The following is a 12,107-nucleotide window of genomic DNA, read 5'->3' as shown; positions in this document are numbered from 1 at the left end:
CCTACGGGCGCTGGGACGTCGCGAGCGCCGCTTCCAGATCCGTGTGGAGCCGGAAGAGCCGGTCCGCGCCCGTGATGTGGAACATGCGGGCGACCGGTGGGTGCAGGCCGACCAGCTCGAGGGTGCCACCGGATTCCTGGATCGCGAGCCGGCCGCGCAACAGCACGTTCAAGCCCGTCGAGTCGCAGAAGTCCAGGTGGGTCAGGTCGACGAGCAGCCGCTTGCCGTCCGGCCACGTGGTGTCCAGGGCCTGCCGCAGGGGCTCGGCGGTGTCGTGGTCGAGTTCCCCCGCCATGGCCAGGATCGTGGCCCCCTGGTGGGACCGCGCCTCGACGGTGAAACGTTCTCCGTTCGCCGTGGCCATCAGGCACACACTCCCTCTCCGTGCCCGGTCGGATGAACCGCTGAGGCTGCCATGGCTCCTCCCATCCGGAATTTTCGGGATGTACCGCGCCTACCCGTTCGCTTGCCGTCCAAGCCTGCGGCCGGGGCGCGGGCAGCGGTGGCCGGCTTCGTGGCGCGGCCGAGCCCGGTGCGCCGGTTCACGGGTCGTCCGGGACGTGGATGTCGAGCACGCAGATGTCGTCGCGGTTGCCCGGGCACAGCGCGGCGAGCGTCCGGGCGAGGGTTTCGCCGCGGCCCTCCCGGATGAGCCGCAGGGCGGACGCGGCGAGCCGGTCGAGTCCGACGCCGATGTCCTCGCCGGGTTCCTCCACGAGTCCGTCGGTGTAGAAGAGCAGGCGGTCGCCGGGCATCAGCTCGATGACCGCCTGCTCGTACGAGGAGTCGAAGCTGGCGCCGAGGAGTTTGCCCGGCGGCTGGTCGAGGAAGCCCGCCCGGTCGCCGCGGACCAGCAAGGGCGGCAGGTGGCCCGCCCGTACCCAGGTCAGGCGCCGGTCCCAGGGCTGGTAGCGGCCCATGACCATGGTGGCGGTGGCGGTGGCGGACGGGTCCGAAGCGGTATGGAGCAGGAGGGTGTTGAGCCGGCGCAGCACGTCGGGCAGGGGCGAGCCGGTGACGGTCATGCCCTTCGTGGTGAAGCGCAGCTGGGCCATGGTGCCGACGGCGGCCAGACCGTGGCCGGCCACGTCCCCTACGACGAACAGGGCACTGCCGTCAGGGAGTTCGATGGCGCTGTACCAGTCACCGCCGACGTTGACCCCACGGTCGGCGGGAACGTAGGCGACGTCGATGCACAGGCCGGCCAGCTCCAGGGACTGGTCGGGGATCGGCAGCAGGGTGTCCTGGAGGCTCGCGGCGAGCGCCCGCTCGGCCTGGAGCATGCCGCGCTGGACGAGGACGGCCCGCTCGCTCTCGCGCAGTGCGAGCTCGACGCCGCGCTGCGCGCTGAGGTCCTGGAAGAAGCCGTGCACCTCCACCGGTGTGCCGTCCGCGTCCGTCCGGGCCTCGGCGACGAGCCGCAGGTGACGGACGCCGTCGGCGGTCGTGATCCGGAACGGCTGGTCGACGGCCTCCCCCCTGCTCAGCAGCCGCCGGACGGCGCTGCCCAGCTTCGGCAGGTCGTCGGGGAGGACGCGCCGCGGCAGTTCCTCCAGCGTCATCGGCCCGTGGCGGGGGTCGCGGTCGAAAATGGCGTAGACCTGATCGGACCAGGTGACGGTGTCCGTCGCCAGGTTCCATCCGGCCCAGCCGAGGTTGCCCAGCCGCTGCATGTCGGCCAGCCGCCGTGCCTCGCGCTCGCTCGTGTCGTGACGGATCCACGACACGACCAGCCGGTCTCCCAGCCTGGAGGCCCGGACCGAGTAGACGGACTGCTGCGGGACGCCGGCGACCACCTCCTCGTAGGTGAAGGGCTCGCCCTCGTACGCCGTTCCCGTCGCGAGCGTCTCCAGGTACCCGTCCCACAGTGCGGTGTCCACCACCGTCGGATACGTCTCCAGGACCCGGCGGCCGACGAGCTCCTTGCCGCGCCTCCCGGCGACGTCCACCGACTCCGGCGCCGCCGCGTCGATGCGGTAGTCCTCCACCTCGCCCGCCTCCGAGCGCAGCGGGGTGAGCAGGATCGCCGGTCCGGCCAGCGCGTCCAGCACACGCTGGGCGGAGGCCACGTCGACGTCCGCCGGCTCGGCCTCGGCGTCGCGGGGCCGCTCCGGCGTGCCCAGCGGACCGGCGCACAGCCGGGCCGCCCGCCGCAGCAGCGCCCGGACGTCGGCCGGGAAGGGGCCCGGCCGCGTCCGCAGGAAGCCGATGGCCGTGTCCGGGGAGCCGTCGGTGGGTACGGGGATCCAGGCGCGGGAGCGCCACCGGTCCGTCGCGTCCGTGATCAGCAGGTAGTGGCGGGCGTCCTGGGCCGGGTTCTCCAGCCACAGGGCCCGGTGCCCGGCCACCGCCTCGTGGGCGGCCACGCCGGCGAGCGGGGGGATCCGGCGCCACCGCTCCGCCAGCATGTCGTCGATGCCGGCGCGGCCGGTCAGCTCCAGGCTTCCGGCGGGCGTCAGGGTGTAGATCATCACCGCGTCCACGGCCGCTTCGGGGCCGAGCACGGTCCTCAGCAGCTCCGCGATGGCGTCACCGCCGTTCGCCACCGTCAGGCCGTCGGCGAGCCGGGCCAGGGGCGGGCGCAGCACGGCCTCACCGGCGCGGCCGGCGAGGCGGTGCCCGGAGCCGGACGGCGGGGCGGCCGGTTTCGTCCCCGCGTCGGCCGTGGGGGCGGCGGGCCGCTCGGAGGGTGCGGTTCCGGGCGGTGGGCGCGAGCGGATCGGCCCCAGGGTGATCCAGCACTCCTCCAGGAGGGTGCGGCCCCCCTCGGTGGCACGGCCGGCCAGGATTTCGTGAGCCGTGTCGGCTGATACACCCGCCTGGGCCATCACCACGCCCTTGGCCCGCTCGACGACGGCCGTGGTCGCGGCGGCGCCTTCCAGGTCCGCGACCTCCGATCGCAGCCTGGCCACCACCTTGGCGAGCGCCAGCACCTCGGGTCCGGCGCCCTCGCCCTCAGGCGCGGCATCGCCCTCCATTCCTTGAGCATGCCACGGCCGCACCCGGCGTGCGCCCAGGTGGGACGGCCCCTCGCGGCAGCCCCGGCGGGGGAGTGACGCCGCGCTCGCGGCCGCCCCTGCTTGAGGTGCGTTCGAGGGGGCAGGCGCCGGGAGTGCCGGCTCGGCAGGAAAGAAAGGATTCCGGCCCGAATTGCGGAGTGGCTGCCACCGAAGCAAGGTGGGCAGCACCCCCTCCAGGAAGGAAAACCCCGTCATGAGCAAGGCAAAGGGCAAGGCCAAGCAGATCAAGGGCAAGATCAAGGAAAGCGCCGGCAGCGCCATGGACGACAAGGGCATGCAGGCGGAGGGCAGTGCCGAGCGGATGAGCGGCAAGGCCGAGGAAATGACGGCGAAGGCCTCGGAGAAGATGAAGAAGGGTACGGGCAGGTAGGTCCTGACCTCGCCTCCCGACCGATGAATGAAGCGCCGAAAGCGGGGCAATCGAGCCGGCGCGGGGCAGCACTGCCGCCGCGTACGACATCGAAGAGGGAGGAACGGCAGGGAAATCCTGGCCGTCCCCTGCCCGCCGGAGGAGTTGTTTTCGCGTGACCGAGCATGTGTGGAGTTACAGGCCGACCGCGGGCCACCTGGCCGGCGCCGATCTGACCGGGTACAAGGTCGAGGCGATCGACGGGGACATCGGCAAGGTCGACAAGCACTCCTACGAGGTCGGCGACGCCTACCTCGTGGTCGACACCGGTGTCTGGATCTTCGGCAAGGAGGTCCTGCTCCCGGCGAGCACCGTGATCCGGATCGATGGGGCCGAGAAGAAGGTCTATGTCAACGGCACCAAGGAGCAGATAAAGAACGCCCCGGAATTCCACCGGGACAAGCACCTCGGTGACGTCGACTACCGCGAGGCACTCGGCACGTACTACTACTCCGCCGGTGGCCCCCTCGGCCGCCGCCCCGTCTGACCCGGCACCACGATGGGCCCGAACTCGACGAGTTCGGGCCCATTTTCATGCCCGGCATCCGTTCCTACACGAGGTTCGAGGGTAGACGCGGTCAGAGACGCCACGGCGGTCCGATCGTTCCGCCGAATTCCCAATGTGAGAACGAGGGGCATCATGATTCTCGTCGGACTTATTCTCCTGGTCGTGGGATTCCTGACCGGAATTTCCATCCTGTGGACCATCGGGGTCATCCTGCTCGTGGTGGGGGCGGTGCTGTGGATCCTGGGCTCGGTCGGGCATGCGGTCGGCGGCCGGCGCCATTACTGGTAGCCGCCCGGCCCCGGGCCGGGCGCGGGAAGCGTCCGGCCGGGGCGGTCCGCGGACGGAGCCGCTCGTCTCCGTCCCCCACGGCAACTGAGCAGTGTCTACGGTCAGGGTGAGGCGACAGTGAACACGACGGGAGCAGCCACCGGCGATCCGCGGCGCGAGGGAGTGCCCGTCACGGGCCAGTGCCGCCGTCTCGCCCTCCGCAGCGTCCGGGGCGCGGTCGCCAAGGGACGCGACTTCACCCGCCGGACCCTGCGGGACTGGGGGTGGGACCGCCGCGAGAGCGCCGAGGACGCCCTGCTCGTCGTGTCCGAGCTGGTCGCCAACGCGGCCCTGCACGCGAGTGGCTGCCACGAGCTCGTACTGACCGCCGGTGAGTCCCTGCGCATCGACGTGCTCGACGGCGCGAGGACGCCGCCACGCCCGCGGGCCGCGCGCCGGCCGGGCGTCCCCGGCGGCCACGGCCTGCACATCGTGCAACGGCTCTCCGACCGGTGGGGCTCCTACGCCCATGGCACCGGCAAGGTCGTCTGGGCGGAGATCGAGTCCGCCCGGCTGACCACGCAACGCGGGTCCGCCGTGGCGGACCGTCAGCAGGCGCCGTGTACCGGGCCGTTCGCCGGGCAGACGCGCTTGCATGACACGGAGTGACGCGCGACGCGGTGGGCAGTCGGAGGAAGCGGCCGTCCCGGGCGCCGGGAGGAGACGCGGTCCGGCACACCCGGCCGTCCGGGCGCTGGCCATGGTGGCCGCATTCGCCGGCACCGTCCTGTTCAGTGTGGTCCTGGCCCGGCTGACGCTGGAACCCTCCGCGGCCTCGGCGGCCCTCGTGCACAGCAACGTCCGCCCGGGCCGTTCGATCAGCGCCTACCTGGACGGGACTTCGACCATCGAGGCGGTGCGCCAGCTGGGCGGGAACCTGCTCCTGGGCGTGCCCTTCGGCGTGCTCCTGCCCGTCCTGCTGCCCCCGGCCCGGGGGCTGTTGCGGGTCGCCGCCGTGACGGTCTGCCTGATGACGCTGGTGGAGCTCACCCAGGGCGCCCTCGTCACGGGACGCGTCTTCGACATCGACGACGTCATCCTCAACACGGCCGGAGCGCTCCTCGGTTACCTGCTGATCGGCCGGCGGCTGGGGCGGGCCGTGCACCCGCGCCGCGGGCACTGGTGGCACCGCTGGACCCGCCCCCGTCGGCCGGCCGCACGCGCCAAGGCTCCCGAAGCCCCGTGACCGAAGCCCCGCGCCCCGAAGTCCCGTGACAGCCCCGCGCCCCGAAGCCCCGTCGCCACACAAGCCCCGTGACCCGTGACCCGTGCCCCAGGACGTGTGCCCCGTGCCTCGTGACTCGTGAGTACTGCACACCCCATCGGTGACAGCGGTGACTGTCGCCGCATCCGCCGGGCGTGACACCTTCGGTCTGCCGCCGACCGAGGGAGCAGGTGTGAACAAGGGCTACGCCGCCTTCTGCGACACCGACCGCTGGTTCTACGACGCGCCGTACCGGCGGGCCGGTCAGAACTATCCGGCGGCTGACGCCCCCGTCCCGGCGGGGTGGCGCTCACACCGGAGCGGCGACTGGCTCGCGCTGCGTCCCACCGACGCCGAACTGCCCTCGCAGGGCTGGAAGATCCACGTATCGGCCACCCTCGACAACGCCGAGTCGTCGCTGACGACCGTGTACGAGTACTGCACTGCCCGCCGCATCGCCTTCAAGTTCATCCCGAGCCGCTACCTGCTGCACCTGCGCAACGCCAAGTACGCCGACCGCGCGGCGAGCGGGAAGTTCATCACCGTGTACCCGTCCGACGAGCAGCAGTGCCGCCGGATCGCGGAGGACCTCGACGCCGCGCTCGCAGGGGCGGCCGGCCCGTACATCCTCAGCGATCTGCGCTGGGGCGCCGGACCCGTCCACCTGCGCTACGGCAGCTTCACCCTGCGGCACTGCTACACCGAACAGGGCGAACTGGTCCCGGCGATCGAGGCCCCCGACGGACGGCTCGTACCGGACCCGCGCGGGCCGGCCTTCCAGCCGCCCGAGTGGCTCGAACTGCCCGGTTTCCTGAAGCCGCACCTCGAAGCGCGTTCCGCGGTCACCCTGACCGGCATCCCCTTCACGGTCGAGAAGGCCCTGCACTTCTCCAACGGCGGCGGCGTCTACCTCGGCAAGGACAGCCGCACCGGCGAGAGCGTGGTCCTCAAGGAGGCCCGGCCGTACGCCGGCCTCGCCGCCGACGGCGCCGACGCCGTGACCCGGCTGCACCGCGAACAGGCCGCACTGGAACGCCTGGCGGGCCTGGAGTGCGTCCCGGCGGTCCGCGGCACCTTCACGGTCGGCGACCACCACTTCCTGGTGCTGGAACACCTCCCCGGAAAACCGCTCAACACCTACTTCGCCCGCCGTCACCCCCTGATCGAGGCGGATCCCGACCCGGCGGAGCTCGCCTCGTACACCGAGTGGGCCCTCACCATCCACCGGCGGGTCACGGAGGCCGTCGACGCCGTGCACGCCCGCGGCGTGGTCTTCAACGACCTGCACCTCTTCAACATCATGGTGGCGGAGGACGAGAGCGGCGAACCCACCGTCGCACTCCTGGACTTCGAAGCCGCCGCGCACGTCGACGAGGGACTGCGGCAGACCGTGGCCAACCCCGCCTTCGTCGCCCCGGCCGGGCGGCGCGGGTTCTCCGTCGACCGTTACGCCCTCGCCTGCCTGCGGCTCGCCCTCTTCCTCCCGTTGACCAGCCTGCTCGTCCTGGACCGGGCCAAGGCCGCACATCTGGCCGCCGTCGCCGCCGAGCAGTTCCCCGTACCGCGGCGGTTCCTCGACGAGGCAGTCGAGGAGATCGTGTCCGGCGTCCCGCAGGATGCACCGGGCGGACGCCTGCCCGCACCGCCGGGACCGTACCTTCCCGTCGAGCCACGCGCATGGCCGGCCGCCCGTACGTCGATGACGGCGGCGCTGCGCGCGAGCGCCACCCCGGAGCGCGAGGACCGCCTCCTCCCGGGCGACATCGCCCAGTTCGCGGCCGCCGGGGGAGGCGTCGGCTTCGGCTACGGGGTCGCGGGAGTGCTCCACGCCCTCGCCGAGACCGGCGCCGGACCCTGGCCCGAGGCCGAGGAATGGCTGCTCGACCGGACCCGGGAACCCGTCTCCGGCACTCCGCTCGGCTTCTACGACGGCCTGGCCGGCACGGCCTGGACCCTGCACAGGCTCGGACACCACGACCGCGCCCTCGCCCTCGTCGACCTGCTGCTGCACCAGCCGTGGGAGAGCGCGGGCCCCGACCTGCACAGCGGACTGGCCGGCATCGGCCTGGCCCTGGACGCACTCGGCACGGCGAGCGGCGAGAGCGGACTGCACACCGCGGCCCTGCGCTGCGCCGAACTGATCGTCCGGCCGGAGCGGCGGCCCCGGCGCGCGGGACTGCTGTACGGAAACTCCGGCGCCGCCCTGCTCCTCGTACGGCTCTATGAGCGCACCGGCGACAAGGAACTGCTGATCCAGGCCGCCGAAGCGCTCCACCGAGACCTCGACCGCTGCGTCACCAGCGCCTTCGGCACCCTCCAGGTGAACGAGGGATGGCGCACGATGCCGTACCTCGGCGAGGGCAGCGTCGGCATCGGCATGGTGCTCGACGACTGGCTGGAGCACGGCCCGGACGAGCGCTTCGAACAGGCCCGGCGCGAGATCGTACGGGCGGCGCAGGCGACCTTCTACGCCCAGCCCGGGCTGCTGCGCGGCGCCGCCGGGATGATCCTCCACCTGGCCCGGACCACCACACCGGGCCCGGGCACCGGGGCCGGCGCCATCGCCCGCCAGATCGACGCACTGGCCCGGCACGCCGTGCCGTACCAGGGGCATCTGGCCTTCCCCGGCGAGCAGATGATGCGGCTGTCCATGGACCTCGCCACGGGCACGGCCGGCGCCCTCCTCGCCCTCGGCAGCGCCGCGCCCGGCGGGCGCGCGCACCTGCCCTTCCTCCCGCCGCTGCGCGCACGCGCGGCGGCCCCCAAGCCGGTCCCGTCCGGGGCCGTGACCCATCGCACCACCTCAGAGAAGAAGAGGACCTGACATGACGCTTCTTGACCTGCAGTCGATGGAGACCCCTAAGGAAGAGACCACCGAGGCCGCGCTGACCGGTGGCGGCGGTGGCGGCAGCCGGGCCAGCCTGCTGCTCTGCGGCGACAGCAGCCTGAGCCTCACGACCTGTCACTGACCCAGGTCACCTCGGGCCCGGGCGGTTCGCCGCCCGGGCCCGCACCCCATTCCTGGAGGCATTCGCCGATGAGCCCCCCTGACGAGGCGCTCGACGCGGCGCAGGAGCCGGCCGTGGGCCGCAGCGCCGACCGGGCGCTCGTGGCAGCGGCCCGGCACAGTGGCGGGCGCACCGCCGCCGTTCTCGGATGCGCGGTGGCGGCCGCCGTGGCAGCCCTCGCCGAACCCGCCGTCCTCGGCCACACCCTCGACCTGCTGCTCCGCCGAGACCCGTCGGGCCCCGTCTGGACGCTGTGGTGCGCCGCGGTCATCGCGGCCGAAGTGGCGCTGGACTCCGCCGCCGCGCGGCTGACCGGCGAGGTGGACGGCCGTTCCACCGCCCGGCTGCGCAGGCTCGGGCTCGCCGGGCTGCTGCGGACGGCCCCGCACCACGCGGCCCGCCACGCGCCCGGCGAAACCGCAGCGCGGCTGACCGCACACGCCACCGAGGCCGGGAAGGTACCGGCCGCCGTCGCGCACGCCGTCGCCGCGCTGCTGCCCCCGGTCGGAGCGGTGGCCGCACTCTTCGTCATCGACGTGTGGACGGCGCTCGCCTTCCTCACGGGCGTTCCGCTGCTGGTGCTCCTGCTGCGGGCCTTCACCCGCGACACCCGTACCAGCATCGCCCGCTACCAGCAGGTCCAGCTCGCGACCGCCGGCCGCCTGGTCGAGGCACTGGCGGGGGCGCGCACGATCGCCGCAGCCGGTACCGCGGACCGCGAACGTGCGCGGATCCTCGCGCAGTTGCCCGAGCTCGCCGCCATGGGCCGGCGCATGTGGCAGGTCTTCGGCGGCACGACGGCCCGGTCCGCCGCCCTCATGCCCCTGCTCCTGTACGCGGTCATCGCCGTCGGCGGCATCCGCCTGTCGGCCGGGGCCATCGGGGTCGGCGAACTCCTCGCCGCCCTGCGCTACGCCGGCCTCGCGGCCGGAGTCGGCGCCGTGACCGGCGGGCTGGCGGCCGTGGTCCGCGGCCGTGCCGCCGCCCGGCGCACCGCCACCCTCCTGGAGCTGCCCGTACTCGACCACGGCCGGGCGGAACTGCCGGAAGACGGCCCCGGCACCCTGGAACTGCGCGGGGTCGGGGTCGTGCGCGCAGGCGCGACGGTCCTGCACGACGTCAGCCTGGTGATCCCCGGAGGCTCCACGGTGGCGGTGGTGGGCAGGTCGGGCGCCGGCAAGACGCTGTTCGCGGCCGTGGCCGGCCGGCTGACCGACCCCGACGCGGGCGAGGTGCTCCTGGACGGAGTTCCCCTGCGGGAGGTGACCGCGCAAGCGCTGCGCCGCGAGGTCGGGCACGCCTTCGACCGGCCCGTGCTGTTCGGGGACACGGTCGGCGACGCGATCGGGTTCGGCTCCGGTCCGCCCCCCGGCCCGGAAGAGGTCCGCGTCGCGGCCCGCGCCGCGGGCGCCGACCCGTTCGTACGGCGCCTGCCCCACGGGTACCGCACGCGCCTCGCCGACGCCCCGATGTCCGGAGGTGAGGTCCAACGCCTCGGACTGGCCAGGGCGTTCTGCCACGCGGGCCGGCTCCTCGTGCTGGACGACGCCACCTCCAGCCTCGACACCGTCACGGCCCGCGAGGTCGAGCGGGCCCTCGCCCACCGGATCCGGCCCGGCACCCGGATCGTGGTCGCGCACCGCCTCTCGTCCGCCGCCCGCGCCGACCTCGTCGTATGGCTGGAGGACGGACGGGTGCGGGCGGTGGGCAGCCACGGCGAGCTGTGGCAGCACGAACCCGCCTACCGGGCGGTGTTCGGCGCCGACGGGACGGCCGGCGCAGAAGGGGAAACGGCGACGGAAACGACAACGGCGGCGGAGGCGGCGCGGTGACCGAGGGCGGGGCCTGGAGCCGGGTGGCGCCCGAGGGCAGGCGGTTCCTGCACGGCCGCAAGGGTGCTGTGGGACGGCTCGCGGCATGGTCGCTCGTCGAGTCCGCGCACACGTTCCTCGGCGGCTACGGCGTGGCCCGCGCCCTCGACGACGGCTTCCTCGCCGGCCGCACCGGAACCGGTCTGGCCTGGCTGGCCGCGGCCGGAGCCGGAGCCCTGCTCGGCGGGTTCGCGCTGCGCGGTGTGTTCGCCGGGCTCGCGGACCTCGTGGAGCCGCTGCGGGACGGTCTGGTTCGCCGGGCGGTGCGGCAGGCACTGGACCGGGCGGTCGCCGACCCGGCGCGCGCTCCCGACACGGGCGCGGTGTCCCGGCTCACCCAGCAGACGGAAATGGCCCGGGACTCCTTCGCAGGACTGGTCCTGACGGTGCGTTCGTTCGTGTTCACCGCGGTGGGCGTCCTCGCGGGCATGGCGGCCCTGGCTCCGGTGCTGCTGCTCGTCGTGCTGCCCCCGCTGCTGCTGGGCGTGGCCGCCTTCCTGGCCACGCTCCGCCCCATGGCGGCCGCGCAACGCCGGTCCCTGGACACCGACGAGGCGCTGGCGGACCGGGTGGGGGCGCTGGGGGAGGGCCTGCGGGACATCGTCGCCTGCGGCGGGCAGGAAGCGGCGCGAGCCCGGGTGGAGCCGCTGATCGCCGCCCAGGAGCGGCTGGCGCGGACGCTCGCGCGCTGGGCGGCCGTGCGCACCCTGGCCCTGGCCACGGCGGGCCGGCTGCCGGTGATCGCCCTGCTCGCCGCGACGCCCTGGCTGCTCGGGTACGGGATCACCGCCGGGACGCTGGCCGGCGGCCTCACGTACGTGGTGCAGGCGCTGCTGCCCGCCCTCAACTCGCTGATGACGGCCCTGGGTTCCGCCGGCACCCGCCTGGTGGTGGTCCTCGAACGGTTCTGCGAACCGCCGCCGGGGGACCTGCACGGCCGCCGCGCGGCTCAGCCGCAGGAACCCGTCCCCGCCGGCCGCCGGACCGCCGCCGCGGCCGAGCTCCGGGGCGCCACCTTCGCCTACGGCCCCGGCGCGGCTCCCGTACTCGACGCCCTCGACCTGGTGGTGCGGCCGGGGGAGCACCTCGCCGTGGTCGGGCCGAGCGGCATCGGCAAGTCGACGCTGACCGCACTGCTCGCCGGGATGCTGTCGCCCGACGCGGGCACGGTCCTCGTCGCCGGCGCGCCCGCCCGCCGGGATCCGGCCGCCACGGGACCGGACCCGCGGCGGACCCTGCTGCCGCAGCAGGCCTATGTGTTCACCGGCACCGTGCGGGAGAACCTGACCCACCTGACCCCGCACCCGGACGACCCCGGACCCGGGGACGCCCGGCTGCGGCGCGCCGTCAGCGCCCTGGGGCTGGAAGGCCTGGTGGAGCGGCTGGGCGGCCTGGACGCCGAGGTGTCCCCCCGGCAGCTGTCCCGGGGGGAGTGCCAGCACCTCGCGCTCGCCGCGGCCTACCTCTCGCCGGCCCCGCTGCTGCTGCTCGACGAGGCCACCTGCCACCTGGACCCGCGTACGGAGGAGCGCGTGGAACGGGCCCTCGCGGACCGCCCCGGCACCCTCGTCGTCGTGGCCCACCGGGTCTCGTCCGCGGCCCGCGCCGACCGGGTCCTCGTGCTCGACGGAACCCGCGCCGTGTGCGGCACGCACGCGGAACTCCCGGACAGATCGCCCCTGTACCGCGATCTGGTGGGGAGGTGGAACGGGACGGACGGGTGACGCGCCTGCCGCCGCCGGGCGGCTCCCGGCCGGGCC

At 74.1% G+C, this 12,107-nt stretch carries 11 protein-coding genes; 9 read left to right on the top strand and 2 right to left on the bottom strand.

From position 1 onward, the window contains the following. Position 1 precedes the first annotated feature (1 nt). Complete coding sequence (locus OG472_RS06935; RefSeq protein WP_401603708.1) at positions 2-364, bottom strand: STAS domain-containing protein; 363 nt, start codon at positions 362-364, stop codon at positions 2-4. A 178-nt stretch (positions 365-542) separates the two neighbouring features. Beyond that, positions 543-2,978, bottom strand: coding sequence for a SpoIIE family protein phosphatase (locus OG472_RS06930; RefSeq protein ID WP_405828499.1), 2,436 nt, complete (start codon positions 2,976-2,978; stop codon positions 543-545). 235 nt (positions 2,979-3,213) lie between these two features. Here OG472_RS06930 and OG472_RS06925 point away from each other — a divergent pair, with 235 nt between their 5' ends. The 9 genes from OG472_RS06925 to OG472_RS06885 all read left to right on the top strand — a co-directional run bounded on the left by OG472_RS06925 (position 3,214) and on the right by OG472_RS06885 (position 12,071). Continuing rightward, complete coding sequence (locus OG472_RS06925) at positions 3,214-3,390, top strand: CsbD family protein (RefSeq protein WP_383564156.1); 177 nt, start codon at positions 3,214-3,216, stop codon at positions 3,388-3,390. A gap of 154 nt (positions 3,391-3,544) precedes the next feature. Continuing rightward, complete coding sequence (locus OG472_RS06920; protein ID WP_401603704.1) at positions 3,545-3,916, top strand: PRC-barrel domain-containing protein; 372 nt, start codon at positions 3,545-3,547, stop codon at positions 3,914-3,916. Between the two features lie 153 nt (positions 3,917-4,069). Then, on the top strand, positions 4,070-4,225 hold the full coding sequence (locus tag OG472_RS06915; protein ID WP_362855089.1) for a DUF6131 family protein: 156 nt from the start codon (positions 4,070-4,072) through the stop codon (positions 4,223-4,225). Between the two features lie 117 nt (positions 4,226-4,342). Continuing rightward, positions 4,343-4,873, top strand: coding sequence for an ATP-binding protein (locus tag OG472_RS06910; RefSeq protein ID WP_401603701.1), 531 nt, complete (start codon positions 4,343-4,345; stop codon positions 4,871-4,873). Positions 4,874-4,964: 91 nt separating this feature from the next. Then, positions 4,965-5,450 (top strand): VanZ family protein, encoded by a 486-nt coding sequence (locus OG472_RS06905; protein WP_401603698.1) that lies wholly within the window; start codon positions 4,965-4,967, stop codon positions 5,448-5,450. 211 nt (positions 5,451-5,661) lie between these two features. Then, positions 5,662-8,292 carry a class III lanthionine synthetase LanKC gene (gene lanKC, locus OG472_RS06900; protein ID WP_405834789.1) on the top strand — a complete coding sequence of 877 codons (2,631 nt, stop codon included), beginning with the start codon at positions 5,662-5,664 and terminating at the stop codon, positions 8,290-8,292. A 1-nt stretch (position 8,293) separates the two neighbouring features. Beyond that, positions 8,294-8,437: a SapB/AmfS family lanthipeptide gene (locus OG472_RS06895; protein WP_376609725.1), complete on the top strand. Its 144-nt coding sequence runs from the start codon at positions 8,294-8,296 to the stop codon at positions 8,435-8,437. Between the two features lie 68 nt (positions 8,438-8,505). Then, positions 8,506-10,308, top strand: a complete 1,803-nt coding sequence (locus OG472_RS06890; RefSeq protein WP_405828495.1) for an ABC transporter ATP-binding protein — start codon at positions 8,506-8,508, stop codon at positions 10,306-10,308. Continuing rightward, positions 10,305-12,071 carry an ATP-binding cassette domain-containing protein gene (locus tag OG472_RS06885; protein WP_405828493.1) on the top strand — a complete coding sequence of 589 codons (1,767 nt, stop codon included), beginning with the start codon at positions 10,305-10,307 and terminating at the stop codon, positions 12,069-12,071. The genes OG472_RS06890 and OG472_RS06885 overlap by 4 nt, the downstream gene beginning before the upstream one ends. Positions 12,072-12,107: the final 36 nt, after the last annotated feature.

This window comes from Streptomyces sp. NBC_00207, from assembly GCF_045160965.1.
GTDB lineage: Bacteria > Actinomycetota > Actinomycetes > Streptomycetales > Streptomycetaceae > Streptomyces.
This window is presented reverse-complemented; position numbering and strand designations above follow the sequence as displayed.